18 protein-coding genes are annotated in these 23,966 nt (G+C 47.3%); 13 read left to right on the top strand and 5 right to left on the bottom strand.

Annotation, left to right across the window (positions count from 1 at the left end; translation table 11 throughout):
- Positions 1-145: 145 nt before the first annotated feature.
- Positions 146-1,687 carry a T9SS type A sorting domain-containing protein gene (locus VFC92_08480; GenBank protein HZK08223.1) on the bottom strand — a complete coding sequence of 514 codons (1,542 nt, stop codon included), beginning with the start codon at positions 1,685-1,687 and terminating at the stop codon, positions 146-148.
- A 185-nt stretch (positions 1,688-1,872) separates the two neighbouring features.
- On the opposite strand from VFC92_08480, the gene VFC92_08475 reads away from it, so the two are divergent.
- From VFC92_08475 to metK, 4 genes are all read left to right on the top strand, one after another.
- A complete protein-coding gene (locus tag VFC92_08475; GenBank protein HZK08222.1) occupies positions 1,873-4,164 on the top strand; it encodes a tetratricopeptide repeat protein in 2,292 nt (763 codons plus the stop codon).
- A 21-nt stretch (positions 4,165-4,185) separates the two neighbouring features.
- Positions 4,186-5,313, top strand: a complete 1,128-nt coding sequence (gene dnaN / locus VFC92_08470) for a DNA polymerase III subunit beta (GenBank protein HZK08221.1) — start codon at positions 4,186-4,188, stop codon at positions 5,311-5,313.
- A 411-nt stretch (positions 5,314-5,724) separates the two neighbouring features.
- Entirely contained in the window at positions 5,725-6,633 is a 909-nt protein-coding gene (gene gldA / locus VFC92_08465; GenBank protein ID HZK08220.1) for a gliding motility-associated ABC transporter ATP-binding subunit GldA, read from the top strand.
- Positions 6,634-6,824: 191 nt separating this feature from the next.
- Entirely contained in the window at positions 6,825-8,135 is a 1,311-nt protein-coding gene (gene metK / locus VFC92_08460) for a methionine adenosyltransferase (GenBank protein ID HZK08219.1), read from the top strand.
- Between the two features lie 216 nt (positions 8,136-8,351).
- On the opposite strand, the gene VFC92_08455 is transcribed toward metK, so the two are convergent.
- Positions 8,352-9,089 carry a T9SS type A sorting domain-containing protein gene (locus VFC92_08455; protein HZK08218.1) on the bottom strand — a complete coding sequence of 246 codons (738 nt, stop codon included), beginning with the start codon at positions 9,087-9,089 and terminating at the stop codon, positions 8,352-8,354.
- Between the two features lie 167 nt (positions 9,090-9,256).
- On the opposite strand from VFC92_08455, the gene VFC92_08450 reads away from it, so the two are divergent.
- Complete coding sequence (locus tag VFC92_08450) at positions 9,257-9,625, top strand: MmcQ/YjbR family DNA-binding protein (GenBank protein ID HZK08217.1); 369 nt, start codon at positions 9,257-9,259, stop codon at positions 9,623-9,625.
- Here the strand turns inward: VFC92_08450 and VFC92_08445 are convergent.
- Positions 9,622-9,876 (bottom strand): hypothetical protein, encoded by a 255-nt coding sequence (locus VFC92_08445; protein HZK08216.1) that lies wholly within the window; start codon positions 9,874-9,876, stop codon positions 9,622-9,624. The two genes, VFC92_08450 and VFC92_08445, sit on opposite strands and share 4 nt — an antisense overlap.
- Positions 9,877-9,950: 74 nt before the next feature.
- The gene (locus VFC92_08440) at positions 9,951-12,320 is read right to left on the bottom strand and encodes a Smr/MutS family protein (protein HZK08215.1); all 2,370 of its coding nucleotides are present in this window, start codon (positions 12,318-12,320) and stop codon (positions 9,951-9,953) included.
- A 410-nt stretch (positions 12,321-12,730) separates the two neighbouring features.
- Between VFC92_08440 and VFC92_08435 the strand changes: the two genes are divergently transcribed.
- From VFC92_08435 to VFC92_08405, 7 genes are all read left to right on the top strand, one after another.
- Positions 12,731-13,615: an endonuclease/exonuclease/phosphatase family protein gene (locus VFC92_08435; protein HZK08214.1), complete on the top strand. Its 885-nt coding sequence runs from the start codon at positions 12,731-12,733 to the stop codon at positions 13,613-13,615.
- A gap of 60 nt (positions 13,616-13,675) precedes the next feature.
- Entirely contained in the window at positions 13,676-14,860 is a 1,185-nt protein-coding gene (locus tag VFC92_08430) for an MFS transporter (protein ID HZK08213.1), read from the top strand.
- The gene (gene ybaK, locus VFC92_08425) at positions 14,857-15,330 is read left to right on the top strand and encodes a Cys-tRNA(Pro) deacylase (GenBank protein ID HZK08212.1); all 474 of its coding nucleotides are present in this window, start codon (positions 14,857-14,859) and stop codon (positions 15,328-15,330) included. The genes VFC92_08430 and ybaK overlap by 4 nt, the downstream gene beginning before the upstream one ends.
- A gap of 176 nt (positions 15,331-15,506) precedes the next feature.
- A complete protein-coding gene (locus VFC92_08420) occupies positions 15,507-16,502 on the top strand; it encodes a N(4)-(beta-N-acetylglucosaminyl)-L-asparaginase (protein HZK08211.1) in 996 nt (331 codons plus the stop codon).
- Positions 16,503-16,939: 437 nt separating this feature from the next.
- On the top strand, positions 16,940-19,942 hold the full coding sequence (locus VFC92_08415) for a GH92 family glycosyl hydrolase (protein ID HZK08210.1): 3,003 nt from the start codon (positions 16,940-16,942) through the stop codon (positions 19,940-19,942).
- 263 nt (positions 19,943-20,205) lie between these two features.
- A complete protein-coding gene (locus VFC92_08410; GenBank protein ID HZK08209.1) occupies positions 20,206-20,466 on the top strand; it encodes a UPF0175 family protein in 261 nt (86 codons plus the stop codon).
- Positions 20,463-20,954 (top strand): DUF3368 domain-containing protein, encoded by a 492-nt coding sequence (locus VFC92_08405; protein ID HZK08208.1) that lies wholly within the window; start codon positions 20,463-20,465, stop codon positions 20,952-20,954. Before VFC92_08410 ends, VFC92_08405 begins: the two co-directional genes overlap by 4 nt.
- A gap of 171 nt (positions 20,955-21,125) precedes the next feature.
- On the opposite strand, the gene VFC92_08400 is transcribed toward VFC92_08405, so the two are convergent.
- Positions 21,126-23,414, bottom strand: a complete 2,289-nt coding sequence (locus VFC92_08400) for a GH92 family glycosyl hydrolase (GenBank protein ID HZK08207.1) — start codon at positions 23,412-23,414, stop codon at positions 21,126-21,128.
- A 169-nt stretch (positions 23,415-23,583) separates the two neighbouring features.
- Here VFC92_08400 and VFC92_08395 point away from each other — a divergent pair, with 169 nt between their 5' ends.
- The gene (locus tag VFC92_08395; protein HZK08206.1) at positions 23,584-23,865 is read left to right on the top strand and encodes a pyrimidine/purine nucleoside phosphorylase; all 282 of its coding nucleotides are present in this window, start codon (positions 23,584-23,586) and stop codon (positions 23,863-23,865) included.
- Positions 23,866-23,966: the final 101 nt, after the last annotated feature.

The following is a 23,966-nucleotide window of genomic DNA, read 5'->3' as shown; positions in this document are numbered from 1 at the left end:
GGGGGGGGCAGTGCTATGTAAAAATGAACTTTTCATTCTAACTCTATTGAAGCAGCAAATGTAAGAATAAACCCCTTGATTACAAAATGTCTTTTGAAAAGGAAATAATTCTTAAAAATTAATTTTTATCGATTGTGGATGGGTTTTACCGAACCACCACCCTTGCCTGCTTTGCAAACCCTTCTTCCGGCACTAGCTGAAGTAGATAAATTCCCGGGCGCAGGTGTGAAATATCTATTGTGATTTTCCGGGTTCCTTGTTCGCAAAGTGTTGCAGGCACTTGGTGTACCAATACGCCGGTGAGCGAAAAGATTTGCAGCGAAACCTGCTGCGCTTTTTCCAAATCAAAACCTACCACAAAGCTTCCTTTGGCAGGATTTGGGAAAACCCGGAGTGCAGCGGCTTCCCTTGCCGGATTTTCAGGAGATAAAAAGCCCAGTGGTGCAGCGTCAAACTCATAGGCGCCCATGTCGATGATGGCGGTGCCGTTGTGGTTGCCGTCCCAGATGCGGTGGTTCATCAGCAGATCGCCGGCGGGCAGCAATAGTCCGGTGGTATCAGCCGTTCCTGCATCGATGCAGGGCGACGATTCGCTTAGCGCAAAAGGTGTTGCGCCTGATCCTGCAAAAGCCGGATCGGCATCTATGTTTCCTTCGAGCCAGTACACGGTAATACTATCCGGATGCACCACGCCTGCCTGGCCACCGGCAATGTTGCAGTAGCTTACAATGAGCGTTGCCGGCGAACTCATTTCATCAAAAAATAGCTCGGTGGGTCCATTATTGAATAAGATGCTATTGATAAAAGTTGCGGAGCTTCCACCATAACACCACACACCTGCCTGCGTATTGCCGGTATTATTGACCATAGTAATATTGATGAAGTTTCCGGTGCTGTTATCCATCAACGCTATTGCACTGCCACGGTCCTCGAGGTATGCATGATTACCAATGATCAATGCATTGCGTATGGTAATATCGGATTGGATACAGGTTATAGCGCTGCCGTTCTGAGCTGATGTATCAGTGGAGAAAATTACATTTTCGAGTATCGGCTTGCAAAATTCCGTGCAGAATAAGCCTGCACCACCTTCCATCCAACTTGTATTTCCTTTGAATGTTACATCAAATAATTCAGGATTTGAAAATGATTTACAATAAATTGCTCCTCCGTGATAACTACACGAATTTCCTAAAAGCTCCACATGGGCTATCAAAGGGCTGGCTGTATCGGAACAAAATATTCCGCCGCCATCGTAAGCCGCATGATTATTAACAATCTTCAGATTGGTGAGTGTAGGACTGGAATGATGGCACTTGATTCCATTACCAAACCAGGCTCTGTTGTTATCCCTTATGGTAAAACCGCATAAAACCGACTGCCGGGTTTCGTTATTCTGAAAACTTATAATTGACGAGAAAGGGAATAACGAATCCGGTTTAAGGATGGTTTCCGAAATCATGGCAGTGTCAGCGGTAGTGAGGTAAAGGGAGGCAACGGTTATGCTTTTGCCATTGAAATTAATAGCCTCATAATAGGTGCCCGACGCCACCAGCACCGTGTCGCCGGCTTGTGCAGCATCTATTCCGCTTTGAACCGTGGGATATTGTTGTGGCACATGCAGGATTTGAGCCGTAAGTATTTGGCTCATCATCAGAAAAATGAAAGTGTAGAGAATTGTTTTCATGATTTTTTTGTGTTTAATACAAAATTAATTTTTTTGTATGATCAATCGAACGAAATATTAATAAAACATGAAATCGTCAAACAAACGACAAATCCCGACCATAAGAAAGCGTTTTAAAATCGTTGACAACATTTTAATAAATTAAAGCTATGCACTTTGCCTCATTTCATTAATTTTGCCAGACAATGAAACGAAACATTTTATTTATCGGGTTTTTATTTTTTACCTCGCTGCTCTGGGGTCAGGTGAGCGATGAAGCCGCTGCCTACCGGCAACTGGCTGTGCGCCTTACGGCTCAGGCTGCCACAGCCGACAGTGCGGGTAATGCCGACGAAGCGCTGAAATTGTTACAGCGTGCCATTGCCATCGACCCGCAATATGCAGGGGCTTTCGCCAAATCCGGTGACATTTATTACCAACAAGAAGATTTTGCGAAAGCATACGCCTATTTTGATACAGCCTTAGCGCTGGAGCCATCACAGCCACTTTACCTGCAACGCGCCGAAGTGCAGATGAAACTTGGAAACATGGAAGCTGCCCGTCGCGACCTTGCGCTGGCGGGCGTTTCGCCGGACGCTGACAACGCAGAAGCCCTTTCGGTGCAATCAGCTTTGGCTGATCAATATTATGAGCAAGGAATGATTTTGCTGTCGCAGAAAAAAACTGACGCAGCTTTTGATAGTTTTAATGAAGCCATCCTGCTCGATCCCAATTTCGCGAAAGCCTACATACAAAAAGGATTGATATTTTATGACAATGCCGATTATGTGGCTGCGACCAATAATTTTAGTCGTGCGCAACAGCTGCAGCCCGAAAGCGGAGCCGTACTCTACATTGTAAAAGTCCTTTTGGCCACCAGCCAAACCAGCAAAGCTACCCAACAACACAACGCCATTGATACTGTGGGTTTTGACGAATCAGCAAAGGAGCTTTATCAGGATGTGAGCGCATTGCTGGCGCAGCATTATCTGGATCAGGCCAGCCGAAAGATAGCCGAGGGACAAGCCGATGAAGCGTTTCCGTTGCTACAACAAGCTGTTGCTATCGATGCCAACAACGGTGAGGCATACAGTTATCTGGGTGCTGTTAATTTTAATAAAAAAAATTATGAAGCTGCAATAACCGCCTACAACCGGGCTATTGAGCTGGCACCGCAGCGGCAGGATTATCTGAACCGTGGCGCTGCCCGCACCGAGCTGGGTGATCTGGAAGGCGCTTTCGCGGATATGTCGGTGGCACGGAATTTTTCGGAAGAAATTGTAGAACCCACCAAACCCGAAAGCCAACCGGAACCTGTAGCGATTGAACCCGCCGCTCCGCATACGATTTCAATTGTGGAAACGAAACCCACTCCAGTCGAAACGGAGCCTTCATCGAAATCCACAGAGCCGGCAAAGGATTATTTTTATTGGATCGACCGTGCCGACCAAGCTTTCCGTGCCAACGAAAAAACCAACGCACGCGAATATTATCGGATGGCGCAGCAGACCGACCCTTCCAAAAGATATCCCGAAACACAGCTTAATTTGCTTGAGCAAGAAATAAAGCCGGCTCCTGTTCCAAAAGCAAAATCTTACGACCAACTGGTTTCAACAGCTGATTATTATTACAGCATAAAAGCCTACAAAAACGCCAAAGAGCATTACGCCCAAGCGTTGGAGCTGGCGCCCGAAAAGAAGTATCCGGCATTGAAGATTGAAGAGATCGACCAACTCTATCTTAACGATAGCATCCCTGCGGCTACTTCCGATAGCAACGATCCTGAAACTTTGGACATAGATGCTTTGCCAGGCCAGAGCAATTCCGGTGCTGGTTTTAACGATGCAAGCAACGCCCTTTATAACGAAGGACTGCGCCGATACTACGACAGCGACCTCACCGGCGCATTGCAGAAGTTTAGAGAAGCCATCGCGCGCGATTCTTCTTTTGTAGATGCCTATTTCAACAGCGGATTTATAAAATTAAATCAGGCTAAATTTGAAGAAGCCATCGCCGATTTCGACATCGTGCTATCGCTGCAACCCAACGACAAAGCCTGGTTTTACAAAGGCCGCGCGCTCATGGGGCTCGCACAATTTCCCGAAGCAGTGGTGCAATACACTTTAGCTATTAATTATAATCCTCAGTTTTTTTATGCTTACAATAATCGCGGGAATGTGCTTTTTCAAATGGAACAATTCCAGGAGGCTGCCGACGATTTTACGGCTGCCATCGACATCAATCCCGATTATGTGTTTGCTTACAACAATCGCGGAAACGCATATTTTAAGTTAAACGATTATCAGGCCGCCATCGACGATTACGACAAAGCTATCGGGCTACGACCCGACTATGGATTTGCGTATCTTAACCGCGGCATCACCTATGAGGTGACCGGACAAATGGACAAAGCCTGCTCCGACTGGCAAAAATCCGCTGAGTTGGGCATCCAGGTAGGTTATGAATATTATATCGAACAGTGTTTAAAACAAGAGTAATCATCAAAATCAACATAGAAAATGAAATTTATCGTATCCAGCAATTATCTGCTGAAAAACCTCCAGTCGATCAGTGGCGTGGCCAGCTCCAGCAACACGCTGCCAATTCTCGACGATTTCCTTTTTGAAATCCGTGAAGACATCCTTCAGGTCACGGCTTCCGACCTGGAAACCACCATGACGGTGAGTCTGAAACTTACCATGAGCGAAGAAGAAGGAGCCATAGCCGTGCCTGCCAAAATTCTGCTCGACACGCTAAAAACCCTGGCGGATGTACCCATCACCTTTACCACCAACAACGACACCTACGCCATCGAAATGACTGCCGGTGGAGGTAAGTACAAACTAAGCGGCCACAACGGCGAAGAGTTTCCAGAAACGCCCAAGGTGGAAGAAGGCAGCAGCTTTACCATTAAATCGACCATCCTCTCGGAAGCCATCAGTAAAACTGCTTTTGCTGCAGGCAACGACGAGATACGCCCTGTTATGTCGGGGGTGCTGATGGAGCTTACCGACGAAGGCATGGCGCTGGTTGCCACTGATGCGCACAAGCTGGTTCGCTATGCCCGCAAAGATGTTATCACCGACAACTACGACTCGATCATTCTGCCCACCAAGCCGCTCAACCAGATCAAAAATATATTGGGCAACGAGGAGATGGATGTAAAAGTGGAATACAACGACAAGAATGCCTTTTTTGCTTTTGGAAATATCCAGCTGCTGTGTAAACTTATCGTGGGCAAATATCCCAACTACCCGGCGGTAATCCCTGTGGAAAACCCAAACAGGTTGCAGGTAAGCCGCTCGCTGCTGCTCAACACCATCAAACGTGTTTCGCTGTTTGCCAACCAAAGCACCCACCAGATACGTTTCAAAATATCGGGGCAGCTACTGGAACTATCGGCCGAGGACATCGACTATAGCAACGAAGCTGTCGAAACCATAAGCTGCAACTACGACGGCGAAGACCTCGAAATCGGTTTCAACTCCAAATTTATGCAGGAGATGCTCAACAATGTCAACACCAAAGAAGTGCTGCTGAAAATGTCGCAACCCAACCGCGCCGGCCTGATCATACCCGTAGAAGACGAACCACAAGACAACGAAGAGATCCTGATGCTGGTAATGCCCGTGATGCTGAATAGCTAAGATGGCAGTAGAAAGAGGTGAGAAATGAGAAGTCAGCCCAATAGAATGACGAATTGAATTCTAAAATTCTGAATCTTAAATATCGACTTTTTAATTTTGCTCCGAAAAGAATGAATTGTAAAGACGCCCAAATTGGGCGTCTTTACGTTTTACGACTTTGGTATTAAAAAGGTAATTTGAAATCTGATGTCTGGGATTTGTTTGAGTTTTTGCATTTTCTTTTTTGAAATTTATTTGGAATATTTACCCCGACTAATGCCGGATGTCTTTTTGTTATTGTTTACACCGACTACCGGCGGTTGGAATTTCAATTCATTGCAGCCGGATGGCTTTTCCTTTTTGATTACAATAAAACCCCAATTTGCCTGTTTTTTGTGAAAACGAAGCAGCAACACAAAATCACCAACACGTATGTCGATTTCCGTTCAAAACATTACCAAATACTACGGCGAGCAGAAGGCGCTGGATGATGTTTCTTTTACCATCGAACCGGGAAATATCGTCGGGCTACTCGGCCCCAACGGCGCCGGCAAATCCACGATGATGAAGATACTCACCGGGTTTATCCCGGCTTCCTCTGGCGCAGCCACCATCAATGGCATGGATGTGTTGGAAAATAACCTCGAAGTGCGGCGACTTGTGGGCTATCTGCCCGAAAACAATCCGCTGTATCACGAGATGTACGTGAAAGAATATCTGGAATTTGTAGCGGGTATTTATAAATTGAAAAACGTGAAACAGCGCGTCGATGAAATGATAGAGCTTACCGGCATTACACCCGAGTACCGCAAGAGGATTGGCGCGCTTTCCAAAGGCTACCGGCAACGTGTCGGGCTGGCGCAGGCGCTCATCCACGACCCCGAAATTCTTATCCTCGACGAACCTACCTCCGGCCTCGACCCCAACCAATTGCTCGAAATCCGTCAGCTTATTCAGCAGATTGGCCGCCGCAAAACGGTGATGCTCTCCACGCACATTATGCAAGAAGTAACGCAACTCTGCCAGCGCGTTATCATCATCAACAACGGTAAAATAGTGGCCGACGACACCACCGCCAATCTGCAAAATCCCGAAAAAGCCGAGCAGGTGCTCGTGATAGAATTTGACAAACCGATCGACGCCGAAAAGCTGTTGAAGATTGACGGTGTTCACAAAGCGGAGCCTGACAGCGAAAACCGCTGGATCATCACCTCAACGGCAAGCCGCGACGTGCGTCCCGACCTTTTCCAGTTGGCCGTGCAGGAGCAGCTCACCGTGCTTTCGTTGCAAAAACGTGATGATTCTCTGGAGCAGATATTTCAGTCGCTTACCAAAAATTAACACCCTGCAATTTGAAATATAAAATTACTTTTGCCCACAAATCCGGAAGACAACATGCCGGTAACGATTAGAATGGAAAGATTTGATTGATTGCAACCATTTAAAAAAATGCTAAAACAGAACGTTTTACCATCCGCCAATCAGCCTTCTTTCCACACATTTTTTTTATTAAAAATTTTAAAAATTCAACGATGAGTTACTTATTCACATCAGAATCGGTTTCCGAAGGTCATCCCGACAAGGTAGCCGATCAGATTTCGGATGCATTGGTAGATGCTTTTCTGGCGCACGACAAAGAGTCGAAGGTGGCGTGCGAAACGCTTGTTACAACCGGCTTGGCGGTGCTAAGCGGCGAAGTGCGCACGACCGGATACATAGATGCTCAGGAGATTGCGCGTGAGGTAATCAACAAGATCGGCTACACCAAGCAAAGCTATCATTTCGATGGCAGCTCCTGCGGCGTGATCTCGGCCATCCATGAGCAGTCGGACGACATCAATCGCGGTGTGGTGCGCGCACGCGAAGAAGACCAGGGCGCCGGCGACCAGGGAATGATGTTCGGCTATGCCACCGATGAGACGGACAACTACATGCCCCTCACCCTCGAGCTTTCGCAAATACTGCTGTACGAGTTGGCGGCCATTCGCCGGGAAGACCAGCAAATGAAATATCTCGCTCCCGACTCAAAATCGCAGGTGACCATAGAATACGACGACGAAAACCAGCCCATACGCATCGATACCATTGTAGTTTCGACACAACACGATGCGTTTGATCCCGACGATGATAAGATGGTTGCAAAAATTAAAGAGGACGTTATAAAGATTTTGATTCCACGCGTCCTCAAAAAGAAAGAGCTGGAGCGCTATCGTCATTTGTTTAAAGACGACTACAAACTGCACGTAAATCCTACGGGGAAGTTTGTGATTGGCGGCCCGCACGGCGACACCGGCCTCACCGGGCGCAAGATCATTGTGGACACCTATGGCGGCAAGGCTCCTCACGGTGGCGGCGCTTTTTCGGGCAAAGACCCTTCAAAGGTGGATCGCTCGGCAGCGTACGCCGCCCGCCACATGGCCAAAAATCTGGTGGCTGCCGGCGTAGCTCGCGAAGTGCTGGTACAGGTGGCTTATGCCATCGGCGTGGCCGAACCGGTGGGGCTTTATGTAAATACATTCGGCACGGCTCAGGCAAAAAATGCTGACGGAAAAGTGATGAAGGATAGCGAGATTTCAAAAGTTGCCCACGAGGTTTTCGACATGCGCCCTTACGCTATTAACCAGCGCTTCCAACTAAAAAATCCTATTTACCAGAAAACGGCTTCCTACGGGCATTTTGGCCGTGATCCGTTTACGGATGAAGTAGAGGTTTTTTATACCGATAAGGACATAACCACCAGAACCATTGAAGACAAGCAACACCACTTTAAAACTGTGCAATTTTTTGGATGGGAAAAGCTCGACTATATCGCACAGGTAAAAAAAGCCTATCATCTGAAATAAGCCTTCGCAAAGGCTCTGCAATTAAAAAAAGGACAGCATTGGATGCTGTCCTTTTTTGTTTCGCCTAGGTTCATCAGTTGACACTGTTTTTTTAGGATCATCAAGCCGGATAATTTGATGAACCAGCTTTGCTGATATAGCCTGATGGCAGCCAACAAAAAACCCCCTGCCGATCGACAGAGGTTTTTTTGCATTGAAATATCGTTTGTTGTTGGCTTAGCGCGAAACCACCAGACGCTTGGTTGCGATGATGTTGTTATCGACTACAATAGAGTAGAAATAAATTCCCTCTTTCAGATCGTTGACGTCGAAGGTAACTTTGCCGCTTGTTCCAAACAGCATAATCTCTTTTACCTTGCTACCCAGCAACGAATGCACACTGATAACAGCCTGACGTGCATTGGCCGGAAGTTGATAATCAAAATTAACACGAGATGAAGCGGGGTTGGGATAAGGATTGGAAATTACCACGTTTTGCTGGCTTGGTGCATCAGCGATACCAATACCGGAGGCAAAGTAATGCACTTCAACCCAAACCGAATCATTCACATTGTTTTCATCAAAAAAGCTGTAAATCATTCTGGTGATACCGTTGTGTTCTTTGGGTTCATAGTGAGCACTAAATTCGATGTTAACCGTTCCAGGGAAAATAGGGACTACCGTTGGTGAGAGGTACACAAAACTTGGAAAGCATGCGCCCCAACAGTAATAGTTGTTTGTACCAGGAATAGTGTCAACCACAATTTTGCGTACTTTAACCATTAAAGTTTCGGTACTTGAAAGATTTTTGATGGAAAGTGCAGCCATCAGTTCCGGCTGCGACGGGTCACCGGGAATGGTGATAGTATTGCCCGACGGAATGACCTGACCTTCGTGTGTGATTTGCATCTGCTGAGCAAAAGCCCCAAAAACAAATGCGACTAAAAATAGTGAGGAAAGTAATACGTTTTTCATAATATTAGTATTTAAAATTAGTGCGTTTTCAGTTTCAATATTTATGCCAGTATTCGTTTTGACGATTAGTTTATAAAATTGTTACAAAAGTACTGCAAAAAATTTTAGCTTCGCAAAATATGCTTTTTTAAGAAAGAAAAAGACACATCCATAAATTGTAAAAACCGATGATGAATGTTGAAGAAATCCGCGACTATTGCCTAAAAAAGCCATGTGTAACCGAGAGCACTCCTTTTGATGAGGTGACGCTGGTATTCAAGGTTTGTGAGAAAATGTTTGCTGTGGTTCCTCTGGACGAAACCGAATGCAAGGTAGCGCTCAAATGCGATCCGGAGAAAGCTATCAGCCTGCGCGAACATTTTCCTTCGGCTGTTGTCCCTGCGTGGCATTTCAACAAAAAACACTGGAATAGCGTCATCGCCGGGCAGGCTCCAAGTCGGCGACATGTGGAACAATGGATCGACGACTCTTACAATCTGGTGGTGGCAGGCTTTACACGAAAACAAAAAGAAATGCTGAAAGAAGCAGATGGTTAAGAATCTTTTGAGGCCGGCTTGCTCACCGTTTTCTTTTTTATAAAAAAACCACCAATTAAATATCCCATCAAAGCTCCCCAAATAATACTCATGTAGGGATTGGAGGTGATGGCGCAGGTGCCGCTGGTGCAGCCCATCTCGGTGTAATAAATCCAGCCACCCACAGCTCCCGCTATCAGGCCGATGAGTGAGGGCAAAGGCAGGATTGCAAAAAATCGCTCTTTAAAAGTTCTGTTCTTATTTTCAGTCATAAGTTGTTTTTTTTAATCAAACACTCCAAACAGGTAAGGGCTAAAAATGTTTGCTTTTAAAAACGCCGGGTAAATCACTTTAGTATCACTACCGTGATTCCGCTGCCGCCCATTTCCACCTTCTCATCGTTATACTGTTTTACTTCAGAATGTCCACGCAACTGCTCGCGGATGATGTCGCGCAAAATGCCGTTGCCTTTGCCGTGCAGTATGCGCACTTCTTTGATGGAAAGCAGCATAGCATCGTCGAGATATTTTTGAAGTTCACCGATGGATTCTTCGGCACGCTTGCCGCGCAGGTCGAGGGTCAGCCTAAAATCCGTCATCTTCGTGTTGAGTTCATCCACAATATGGCCATACGACCTGCGGCGCATTACCACCTTTTGGTGATATTCTTCTTCGCCCACATTCACCAGCTGAACCACCGGCACCCTCATCATCACGCTGCCAAAGCTCACCACCGCCTCGCCGCCGGCAAGTTCGATCACTTCGCCCACGGTAACCTGTGGCGGGATGCGCACCCGGTTTCCCACCAGGATGCGACTTTCTTTTGCAGGCGTTTTTGCCTTTTTAGGTTTGGATGGCGGTTTCGTTTCGGGAGCCGGTGCGGCCTGCTGCTGCACCTTGTCGCCCTCCTCCTCAAGCCGCTGCCTGATTAGGCGTGTCTGTTTCTTTTCGGCCTGGGCTTCTTTTATCTCACGGATGGTATTCTCAATAAGCTTGTTGCTGCCATCAACGATCTGCGCTGCTTCTTTGCGTGCTTTGGCAAGCAATTTTGCCTTGTTGGTTTCGAGCGTTTCGAGCAGCGTGGTGTATTTGGCCAATGATTCGCTGGTCTTTTTTTCGAGTGCTTCCAGCTCCTTTTGTTTTTCGGCCACCTGCCGCTTCTCCACCTCGAGTTGCTGCAACTGCCGATCGAATTTCACCTGAGACTTGCCTGCTTTTTTCTCAGCGCTGCGCAGGATGTACCATGGGAAACCCGTTTTGCGCGCCATCTCAAAAGCAAAAGAACTGCCCGGATTTCCCATTTGTAGCTGGAAAAGCGGCTGCATCTTTTTGGTGTCGAAAAGCATGGCACCGTTCACCAATCCGGGCGTTTTGTCGGCCAGCAACTTCAGATTGGTGTAGTGCGTCGTTACCACGCCAAAAGCGCCTTTGCTATTCAAATGTTCGAGCACAGCTTCGGCAATGGCGCCGCCTACCTGTGGCTCCGTTCCGGTTCCCAGTTCATCTATCAAAAACAGGCTGCGGTTGCCGGCTTTCAGTGAAAAATGCTTCATGTTGCGCAAATGCGAGGTGTAGGTGCTCAGATCGTTTTCGAGCGATTGCTCGTCGCCAATGTCTATAAACAAATCCTTAAAGACGCCCACCTCGGAAGTCTCGCGCATGGGAACTAACAATCCGCATTGCACCATATATTGCAGCAATCCCACCGTTTTCAGGCACACCGATTTGCCGCCGGCATTGGGACCGGAGATTACCAGAATGCGTTGGTCTTTATTAAGATCAATATCCAGCGGTACGATACTTTTTTTCTGTTTTTGGTGTGCCAGAAAAAGCAACGGGTGACGCACATCGCGCCACGAAACAACAGGGAAATCGTTGAGGATGGGCAGCCCGGCCTGCAGCACCAACGCCAGCGAAGCACGTGCCCTGATAAAATCGACCTCGCCCATAAAATAATAGGAGCGAATAACTTCGGGTGCCTGTGGCCGCAGATAGTCGGTGAAGACAATGAGGATTTTGGTGATCTCGCGTTTCTCGGCGTTTTCGAGTTCTTTTATCTCATTGTTGGTCTCGAGCGCTTCGGCGGGTTCGATGTAAACCGTTTGGCCGGTAGCCGATTCGTCGTGGATAAAACCTCTGATCTTGCGTTTGTGCGTGGCCGGAACCGGAATCACCGTGCGCCCGTTGCGAATGGTGACTTCGTCATTTGGGTTAACCCAGCCACTTTTTCGCGCCTGCAAAAGGATGTTGCGGATGCTTTTGTCCACTTCGCCGGCAAGCCGAAGCAAGCGCTGACGTATCTCCTTCAGCTTTTCGCTGGCCAAATCCTTGATGCGCCCCCGATCGTCCATGATGCGATGGATGGCGCGCAGAAGTTCGTTTTCGATGGTAATATCCCGAACCAAAGATTTTAGTCGCGGAAACTTTTTTTCATCAAGCTCACGCAGGTAGGTGATGATTTCGAGCAGCGTCTGCAACGACGATTTCAGATCAAAAAGCGTTTCCTGCAGCAGGTGCGTTCCCGGCAGACTGATGCGCTGCAGGTCGGGGACAAGATTAAAATAATTCTGGGCCGGAAATGTTTTTCCAAAAAGCAACAATTGCCTGAACTCTTCGGTTTGTTCCAGTTGCAAACGAATGGTTTCGTAATTGGTTTCAAACCGGATGTTATCCACATATTCCTCACCCATTGTGCTTACGCAATCTGATCGGAGCATGTTTCGAATCTGATCAAAACCTATCTTCTCTTCAAAATTTCCCGGAAATATCACCTGTTGCTTTTTTTTGCAAAATTATCAAATCCCGCCAATAAGCAGTCGCCAGTCTTCAGTCACCAGTTTCCAACCTCCATCGTTCGGCTTAGCGTTCGGCTTAGGCTGCGGTGGCTGTGGTGGTTGAGCGTAGTCGAAACCAGCTTGTCGAAGTCAGCCTAAGCTGCATCTATTTTCGCAGGCTTAGCCTGCCCTTTTCAATTAAAAGATAGCAAAAGGATTTAAATTTCGCCCTGCGCCCTGCGCCAAGCGCCCTGCGCCAAGCGTTTTCCAAAACCATCCGCCGTAAGGCAAAAGTTATAACTTTGTCCGCACCAAAAAAGTGGTTCAAAAGGATTAACCAAATGTTACTAAAAATGCGAACTGTTCTTCGTCTGCTGCTGTTAGCGTTTGTCATGGTATTGATGAAATCAATTGTTCAGGGCCAGACCACCGGCGACGACACGAAAGCTACCATCCGCGTGGTGAGCTACAACATTCGTTATGATAATCCTAACGACGGCCTCAACGCCTGGCCGTTTCGCGAAGAAAAAGTTGCCACGCTGCTTCGTTTTAATGGAGCCGATATCTTTTGTGTCCAGGAGGCATTGGCCAATCAAATTGTTGATTTGGCGAAAGCCTTCCCGGAGTTTGATTATTACGGCCCGGCACGCGAAGATGGTAGCCCGGGAGGCGGAGAACATAATCCCATCTTTTATAATCGAAATAAATTCAATTTACTTTCGACCGGCACAAGCTGGCTCTCCGACACGCCTGATGTTCCTGGAAGCAAAAGTCCGTCGGCGGCGCTGCCGAGGATTGTGTCGTGGGTAGAATTGCAAGATATAGCCACCGGCAAAAATTTCCATGTTTTTAATACGCATTTTGATCACATTGGTGAGCAAGCACGTGTGGAAGGAGCCAAAGTCGTTACAGCCAAACTGGCTACACTTCCTGCCGACGCCCGCGTTATCCTCACCGGCGACTTCAACACATCGTTCGATACCGAACCCATCACCATTATTACCAATCCCAATAATAAAATGATGATGACCGACAGCCGGCAGTTGTCAAAATATCCGCCGCTGGGTCCGGATTTCACTTTTGCAGGATGGCAATTGGAGGGAACTCCCGGCAACACCATCGACTTTATTTTTGTAAACAAACCCATCCAGGTGATTTACCATGTGGTAATTGCAACCCACAGTGGCGGCGTCTATCTTTCGGATCACCTGCCCGTGCTTGTTGAACTGGAACTCTAATTATAAAATGATAAACTATCTATTTTCTAATCAAAAAATCACTGCAAAAAACTAACGCGCATGAAACGAACACCTAACGCACTGGCGGCAACGCCGATTTTCCTGGCATTTCTCTGTATGGGCTTTGGCGACGTGGCCGGGCCGCTCACCGGACTCGTTAAAGAAGAATTTAACTTATCGAACGCCATGGCGCAGCTCATCCCGTTTATGGGCTTCATCATGTTTGGACTGCTCTCGCTGCCCATGGGCATTTACCAGGATCGTAAAGGCAAGAAATTTATTTTGATGCTGGGACTTATTTTGGCACTGTTCGGCCTGGTATTGCCCATCATTGGCAACTACAGCACTTTCAGTCTGCTGCTCCTCTCGATATTGTTGTTGGGCGCCGGAGCTGCCACGCTGCAAGTGGCCGGCAACCCCATCATGCGCGATGTTTCGCCCGAAGGCAAATATTCTCGCAACCTTTCGCTGGGGCAGTTTGTCAAAGCCATCGGCTCACTCTCCGGCGCACTCATCCCACTTTTGGCAGTAGCTTATTGGGGTGCCGATTGGCGGATTCTCTTCCCGATTTATAGCGCCTTTTTGCTGCTCACCATCGTCATCCTTTCGCTGGTGCGCATACCGCGAACACTCGCCGAAAAAGTTTCGACAGCCACCTTTAAATCTACCTTTCGCCTCATGGGCAATCCCTACATCTTCATGATGGTGATGGCAATATTTGTTTACGTAGGCGCCGAAGTATCGATGAGCTCTCAACTGCCTATTTTCCTCGAAAACCGCTACGGTATCGATCTTGCAACGCTTGGCATTGCCGGCACAGGACTTTTCTTCGTTTCGTTGATGATCGGTCGTTTTCTGGGCGGCGTCATCCTCAACTGGATTCGTCCGCGCACGTTCCTCACCATCACCCTGCTGCTTTCGCTCGTCGGACTGGCTGGTTTATTCATCCAAAACCAGATAGCAGCCATCATCAGCATTATTGTGATAGGAATGAGTTTTGCTAATATTTTCCCACTCATCTTTTCCATCACCGTCGATTGGATGCCGCACCGCAGCAACGAGCTTTCGGGGCTGATGGTTACAGCCATCGTGGGTGGCGCCTTCATCCCACCAATAATGGGGTTAGTTGCCGATAACATCGGGATCATGTTGAGCTTTATCGTGCCGATGATTTGCATCCTTTATATTCTTTACGTAGCCCTTATCGGGAAAAGGAAAGGTCAACAACCGGCATTTGAGAAGTGAAAAAGACCAACGCCGCACGCATCCTCGACCAGCATAAAATAGATTATCAACTGCTGGAATATCAGGTGGACAAAACCGATCTGAGCGCAGTCGCTGGCGCTGCTAAAGTGGGTATGCCGGTGGAAACCGTTTATAAAACGCTGGTGCTGCATGGCGACAAAACGGGCAATCTTATCGCTATGATTCCCGGCGATGCCGATGTAGATCTGAAAAATCTGGCAGCGTTGAGTGGCAATAAAAAATGCCAGATGCTTCCACTCAGAGAGGTACACGATGCAACAGGTTACATCCGCGGCGGCGTGTCGCCATTAGGTCTTAAAAAGGATTATCCGATATTTATTCATTTAGAAATAAGAAATCATCCAAAAATATCTGTCAGCGCCGGGATGCGCGGACTTCAGTTGCAACTGGCTCCCGAAGATTTGATCGCAGTCACCGGGGCAACCATCGGTAACATAACGGCGGATTGAGGATGGAAGCTCCAAAACCCAATCTACAAATGACAAATAAATCTCAAAAAATAAAATCTCAAAAAGCAGGTTGGGTTTGCTCGTTGGTTTTTTTTAATTGAAATTTATTTGGAAATTGTTTTATTGTTGCTTGGGATTTAGAAAAAGCGCTCGTTTATTTAAAACCAAAAATAAAGATGAATAGAAGAAGTTTTATCACCAAAACCACCATCGCTGCCTCCGGCGTGGTTGCAGCATCATCTCTTTTTCAAAAAGAGGTAATGTCAAATCCGGTTCCAGTGCCTTCCGAATCGGGCGCTGCGATTCGTCCGCTCTCCATCAGCACCTGGGTGCACGGACTGGAAGCCAACCGCGTGGCCATGGTGATGATGCAGCAAGGCGGCCGCGCACTCGACGCGGTGGAGGCGGGAGTAAAAACCGCCGAGGCCGATCCTGAAAACCAAAGTGTGGGCTTTGGCGGACGTCCCGATCGCGACGGCAACGTCACGCTCGACGCCTCCATCATCGACGAAAAGGGCAACTGCGGCGCGGTGGCTTACCTCCAACATATTGTTCATCCCATTTCGGTGGCACGCCTGGTGATGGAGAAAACGCCGCATGTGATGCTGGTAGGCGAAGGTGCGCTGCAATTTGCGTTGGAAAACGGATTTCAAAAAACTAATTTGCTTACGGATGCTTCGCGCAAAGAGTGGGAAGAGTGGAAAAAGGAGAGCAAATATCAACCTGTCCCCAACATCGAAAACCACGACACCATCGGGCAGATTGTAATCGATGCAGCGGGCAACCTTTCGGGCGCATGCACCACCAGCGGCATGGGTTTTAAAATGAATGGCCGCGTGGGCGACAGCCCCATCATCGGCGCAGGGTTGTATGTTGACAACGAAGTGGGCGGCGCTACTGCTACAGGCATTGGCGAGCTGGTGATGCGTACCGTGGGCAGTTTTCTGGTGGTGGAACTGATGCGCAACGGACGCTCGCCGCAGCAAGCCTGCGAAGAAGCAGTTACGCGAATAGCCAACAGCAAGATTGATCTCACAGATTCTCAGGTGGGTTTTGTAGCTGTAAATAAAAATGGTGAAACGGGAGGATACAGTCTTCGTCCCGGTTTCGACTATGCTTTGGCCATTGGCAACGAAAACAAGATGATTCCGGCAGAGAGCTATTTTAAATAAAATTATCTTAATGAAATAGAATCACTGGTGTCCGGTACAATAGATTCTTCGCTACGCTCAGAATGACAACGCTTGCGATGGATTGGAGGAGGGAGGGCTAAGTCGGCGGCTCCGCCGCCGACTTAGCCCTCCTAAAAACCCTAAAGCCTTGTCATTCTGATCCGCCAACCGGCGGAGAAGAATCTATTTAAAGGAAATTATGTTTACCGGACAACAATGAAATTGATTATCGAATTCCGCACGAGTTGAATCGAACCTTGAGCTTTGAAGTGCAAATAAATAATAGTTTTCTCTCCGACCAGTTGGCGGATCGAAACGACATGACTGGCGCGCAGGAGTGGGAGACTAAAAAATTTGCACAGCAAATTTGGAAGGAGAAATCTATTAAAAATAAAACAGGATCATTAAAACAATGAATTTTTTAAAAACGAAAAGCTATGAAACTACCATCTGCAACTGATTACCTATCAAAAAATAAAATCTCTGTTTTTTTGCTTTCAATAGCCTTGCTGCTGATTGTTGGCTGTAGTGAAAAGAAAGACCGGATTACCCGTTACGTCGATCCGCTCATCGGCACCGATGCGCACGGACACGTTTATCCCGGTTCTGCTGTGCCTTTCGGGATGGTGCAGCTCAGTCCCGACACGCGCAAAGACAGTTGGGATGGCTGCTCAGGATACCACTATTCCGACAGCACCATCATGGGATTTAGCCACACCCACCTGAGTGGAACAGGCGTGGGCGATTACGGCGACATCAGGATAATGCCCACCACCGGAGCCATTATTACCGAACCGGGAGCGGAAGAGAATCCAGAAACGGGTTATCGCTCGCGTTTCCGGCACGAAACCGAAACTGCTACCGCAGGATATTACGGCGTTCAGCTCGACGATTACAACATCCGGGCAGAGCTTACCGTCACGCCCCGTGCAGGTTTTCATTGTTATACCTATCCGGCCACCGACGAAGCCAACATCATCATTGACCTCACCGAAGGCGTTACTTCCGATAAAATTTTAGAGCTTTGGATAGAGATCATCAGCGACACTGAAATTCAAGGTCTGCGTCGCACCAGCGGATGGGCAAAAAACCAATACGTTTTTTTTAATGCCGAATTTTCAAAACCTTTCAAACGATATGGTTTACTTAAAGATGGAACTGAACAGCCACTCGAAAAAAAAGTGGAAGGTACCGATGTTAAAGCCTGGATCACATTTGCCACCGCAGCGGATGATCAGGTGAAGGTAAAAGTGGGCATTTCGGCGGTGAGTGCTGAAAATGCACGCATGAACCGCCAGGAGGAAATTCTGGGATGGAACTTTGAGAAAATTCGCCGTAAGGCAAATAACCTCTGGCATGACGAACTTACAAAAATAGAAGTGAAGGCGGACAATGCTTCCACAGAAAGTCTTCAGGTTTTTTATACCGCACTTTACCACGCGCTGCTCAACCCCAATCTTTACAGCGATGCGGATGGCAGCTATCGCGGTCACGACAACGAGATTCACAAGAGTGCCCACAGCACCAACTATTACACGGTTTTTTCGCTTTGGGATACTTACCGTGCCGCCCATCCGCTGCTTACTATTTTGGATGAAGAGCGCACCAACGACTTTATCCGCACCATGCTGCTGCAATACGAGCAGGGCGGTTTACTGCCCGTGTGGGAGCTGGCGGCCAACGAAACAAACTGCATGATTGGCTACCATGCTGTATCGGTAATTGCTGACGCTTACGCGAAAGGCATCCGCGATTACGACACCGAGCTGGCGCTTGAAGCCTGCGTAACGAGCGCCATGCAGAATCAGTTTGGTTTGAAATGGTACAAAGAGTTGGGCTACATACCTTCAGACGAAGAATCGGAGTCGGTCTCGAAAACGCTCGAATATGCTTACGACGACTGGTGTATCGCGCAATTTGCTAAAGGACTCGGCAAACAGGAAGTTTACGAAACATTTATAAAGCGGGCACAGAACTACAAAAACGTATACGATCCGCAGACAAAATTCATGCGCGCAAGGCTCAACAGTATGTGGTTTTCTCCGTTCGATGCGCACGAAGTCAACTTTAACTATACCGAGGCCAACTCGTGGCAATACAGCTTTTACGCCCCGCAGGATATCAGCGGACTGATGCAGCTAATGGGCGGTCCGGAAATTTTGGCGCAACAGCTCGATGGCCTCTTTACAGCACCCGAGGAAACCACCGGACGGCGTCAGTCGGATATTACCGGGCTGATTGGCCAATATGCCCACGGCAACGAGCCCAGTCACCATGCAGCTTATCTTTATAATTATTGTGGTCAGCCGTGGAAGACGCAGGCGCTGGTGCGCAAAATTATGAGCGAGCTTTATACCCATCAGCCTGATGGCTTGTGCGGCAATGAAGATTGCGGACAGATGTCGGCCTGGTATGTAATGAGCGCCATGGGATTTTATCCGGTAGCGCCCGGCTCGAATGTTTATGCCATCGGCAGTCCGGCCTTCACAAGTATGAAACTACATCTTGAGAATGGGAAAAAGCTGGTTATTGAAAGCACCAATTTCTCCGATAAAAATGTTTTCATCCAAACGGCCACTCTCAACGGTGAGGTGCTGCCCAACAGTTACCTCACACACCAACAAATTATGGAGGGCGGCTACCTGCGTTTCGAAATGGGCGCTTCGCCCAACAAAGCCTGGGGCAGCAGTGCCAGTGAAATTCCCGTTTCATCCATCGACACGCTGCTGATCACTCCGGTGCCTTTTGTAGCTGAAGGTAACAGTGTGTTTTACGATTCGCAGCAGGTGGCACTGGGCTGCGCCGACACTACTGCTACTATTTATTTCAGCACCGATACCACTTGGAAAATGGAGAAATATGAAACACCTTTCCGCGTAAGCGAAAACACAATCTTGCATGCCTATGCTGAAGCCGAAGGGAAAATGAGAAGTTATGCAACTACCTCGCGGATGATGAAAATAGCCAAGGGGCGCACCATCACGCTCAAGTCGGCTTATGCCAACCAGTACAACGCGGGGGGCGACATGGCGCTGATCGACTACCAGCGCGGCGGCGGCGACTTCCGCACAGGGCGTTGGCAGGGCTACTATGGAGTAGACTTGGAAGCCATTGTTGATTTGGGGAAATCACAAAATATCAAATCAATCTCAATGGGATTTTTGCAGGATACCGATTCGTGGATTTTTATGCCGCAGCAAGTGGATTTTTATACTTCTGCAGATGGACGAAACTGGCGCCTGGCCGGGAAAGTAGAAACCCCGGTGGAAGCTACCAACACAGAACCGCAAACAACAGACTTTACAACCAAGACCAATGGAACCACCGGACGCTACGTAAAAGTTGTGGCGCACAACATCGGACCATGCCCTCCGTGGCACAAAGGCGCCGGCGACCCCGCCTGGATTTTTGCTGATGAGATTGTGATAGATGCGGAATAAAATGTTGGAGCGAAGAGATGACAGATCAAAGAGCCAAAATCATTGAAGATGAATAGAATTGATTACAATAAAAGGATGCCCTTTTGGAAACTCAGAATGATAATGGTTTGCACAAAATTGGGGTAGGGAAGACTTAACAGATTGTTATTATGATCCGCCGACCGTCGGAGAAGAATCTGGTTTATTAAGGATTTTCTTTACAGAACATTGATAATAAATGGATAAATGAAAATCTACTAACTTTGCAATTAAATAATTATGAAATGAACACTCAGACAATATCCATAGATTTTCCTGCTGATCTATTTCTGGCTCTGAATGAAACAGAAAATGAAATAAAGCAGCATATTAAGGTTTTATTAGCCATCCGACTTTACAAATTGCAAAAACTTACCATTGGAAAAGCTGCACAAGTTGCAGGTCTTTCAAGGCTACAATTTGAAACGATACTGTCAGAGCATGAAATCCCAATATCAAATTTGACAATTGAAGATGTTATTTCTGATAAAGAAAAGCTGAAATGAAAAATGGGCTTGTAATTGCCGATTCGGGCTCTATATTTTCACTTGCAGCCATCGAAAAACTTGAAATACTAAATCAATTATTTGATAGCATTAAGATCCCTTTGGCAGTTTGGGAGGAGATAACGCGGAGCAAAAAGACTGCTCATTATCAACAAATCCATTCATTTTTTCAGGATAAGATACAAGAAATTTTAGGCTTTAACGACTTGTCGTTTATAATGGATTACGGAGAATCTGAATCAGTAATTCTATACAAGGAGTTGCAAGCAGACTTTCTGTTAATTGATGATAAGAAAGCTCGTAAAATTGCTGAGAACTTTGGAATCAGATGTATCGGTACTATTGGTTTATTGTCGGTTGCAAAGGATAAGGGAATTATTTTAGAATTAAGACCACTCTTCAAAGTATTGTTAAAAAATAAGCGATTCTACTCCCTAACGTTATTAAATGCTATTCTTGAAAATCACAAGGAGAAGGTGTTAAACTAAAAGGCATTTAACTAACAATGATTATGCGGAGTAACAGCATTTACTGTGATTTGCAAAACTGTGGTGAAGGTTCAAACCGGCAACCACACGTTTATCCAATCCGTCTTGCTCTATGGGTTTAAATCCACTTTTGGAAATTGTTTTTCGAAATTTATTTGGATTACTTTACCTTTACCTCTTCCCCGCCTCCCCCGCCATAACAAACTTTAAAGTACCACCCGCCACCAGTTGCTGGTGACGCAATTTTAAGTCGCCGATTCGCTGGCCATTAAGCCACACCTCTTTTACAAACACATTCTCGGAGCTTTGGTTTTCGGTGGTGATTTTTAAGAATTTCCCATCACCTACCTGCACGGTAGCCTCTTTCACTGCAGGGCTGCCGATTACATACTCATCGGAGCCGGGGCAAAGCGGATAAAAACCCAGCGCCGAAAAGATATACCACGCCGACATCTGCCCGCAATCGTCGTTACCACAAAGGCCGTCGGGAGCATCGGCATACATCGTTTCGCAGATCATGCGCACGCGTTGCTGCGTTTTCCAGGGTTGATTCGTAAAGTTGTAAAGATACGGAATGTGATGCCCCGGCTCGTTGCCATGCACATACAGCCCGATAATACCATCGCGTGTGATGTCTTCGTTGGCGGCGATATGTTCGTCGGAAAGCTGCAAGGTGTAAAGCGAGTCGAGCATGGCGGCAAATGCAGTGGCGCCACCAAACTTCTGCACGAGCCATTCAGGATTTTGTGGAACGTACAGTCCGTAGTTCCAGGCGTTTCCTTCTATAAAGCCCTGGCCATCCGTGTCGAGTGGATCAAAGTCGGCGCGGAAGGAGCCGTCGGAGAGTCGTGGGCGCATAAACCGCGAGGCGCTGTCGAACACATTTTGGTAGTTCGTAGCACGCCGGCTAAATTTAGCGAAAGCGATAGGATCATTTGCAGCGTTTGCCACCTGAGCGATGCACCAATCGTCGTAGGCATACTCCAGAGTTTTGCTCACGGAGCTGCCGTTTCGGTCTTCGGGCACATATCCAAGCTCCATATAATCGCCGATGCCATCAAACTTTTCGTAGGTCGCCGTCGAAATGCATGCGGCGAGAGCAGCAGGAATATTTTTGGTGTAAACGCCTTTGGCCACGGCATCAGCAATCACCGAAACGCTGTGATAACCGATCATGCACCAGTTTTCGTTGGCATAATGCGACCACACCGGCAGCATCTTGTGCGGACTTTGCTGCTGATGCACCAACATGCTGCTCACCATATCGGCATTACGCGCAGGCTGTATCAGGTTGAAAAGCGGATGCAACGCCCTGTAAGTATCCCACAAAGAGAAAATGGTGTAGTTGGTAAAACCGTCGGAAGTATGCACATTTTGGTCGAGACCACGGTATTGTCCATCCACATCTTCATAGATGATGGGCGTAAGAAACGCATGATAGAGCGCAGTATAAAACACGCGCTTATCGGCTTCAGTAAGCGTTTCGACCCGAATCCGCGACAGCTCCTCATCCCATAACTGCTGACTTTCTTTTTTTACTTTATCGAAATCCCAACCGGGAATTTCGGCTTCCATATTTGCCAAAGCTCCCTGCATGCTCACCGGCGACAGCGCAACTTTTACGAGCAGCGGCTTGCCATCCATCATATCAAAATCGAAATAAGCCGTGATGTCGTGACCGGCCATTTCAGGGAAATTATGTTCTTCATCGAATTTACGCCAGAAGCCGCGATAAATGCTCTTGTCGTATTTTTTATGGCCATAATTTTTAAACTTTTTGCTAAAAGCCATGGCGAAATAAACTGTTCGGGTGCGCGCCCAGCCATTGGTTTGGCGATACCCCGTGATCAGCGAATCGTTTTCGACGCGCACGAAAGTCCAAACATTTTTACCATCATAGTTATAAATACCATGACTCAGGTCGAGGATGATGTGTGCCTGGTCGGTTTTAGGAAAAGTGTAACGATGGAAGCCTACCCGCGTGGTGGCGGTAAGCTCGGCCTGCACCTGGTAGTCGTCGAGCATCACGCTGTAAAATGCCGGCTCTGCAACTTCACTTTTATGAGAAAAACGGCTTCGGTAGCCCGATTCAGGATTGGTTTCGGTGCCAGGATTAAGCTGCAGGGCACCCACCGTTGGCATCACCAGCAAATCGCCCAGATCGGAATGACCCGTGCCGCTGAAATGCGTATGGCTAAAACCAACGATGGTGGAATCGTCGTACTGATAACCAGCGCAATATTCGTAAACACGGCGGTTGTATTGGCCATTTTCGTCATATTGGATGGTGTCGGTATCGGGGCTGAGCTGCACCGCGCCAAACGGAACGGTCGCGCCTGGGAAAGTATGCCCCATGCGTTGCGTTCCCGCCATAGGATTTACGTATTGAATGAGGTTTTGCGCCGAAAGCGACAGCAACGCAGCGATGTTGAGTAGGGTAGCAACCAAAATATATTTCATCCGGGATTTCATTTTTAAAAAAAGACAAAGATAATAAACGTGCAAAGTACATCGCGCAATTCTTAATTATCATGGTTAGAAGGAGTGTTTTTGAAATTTGAGGAAATGAAGAAATGCACCTATCTTTGCCATCAATTTTTTAATTATTAACAAAAAAAATAATAGAGCTATGTTGAAAGTAAACGAATACTATGATGGTAAAGTAAAATCCATCGGATTTGAAAATGCCGACGGGAAAATTACTACCGGCGTGATGGCTGCAGGCGAATATGAATTTGGCACCAGCACCATCGAACACATGACCGTAACTTCGGGCGAGCTGGTGGTGCAACTGCCTGGCCAGAAAGAGTGGAAAACCTACAAGCCTTTCGAGACTTTTGTGGTTGAGAAAGATACAAAATTCAAAGTAAAAGTAAACGCTCCGGCGGCTTATCGTTGTTTGTATCTTTAAATAATGCAATCCGCGACTTTTCGCGACAAGGAAATTAGCGATAATTCGCTTAATTGGCGGAAATTCGTGGACAAGTACCGAAAAACAAGTCAGTGATAAAT

The organism is Bacteroidales bacterium (assembly GCA_035647615.1).
Lineage (GTDB): Bacteria > Bacteroidota > Bacteroidia > Bacteroidales > 4484-276 > SABY01.
This window is presented reverse-complemented; position numbering and strand designations above follow the sequence as displayed.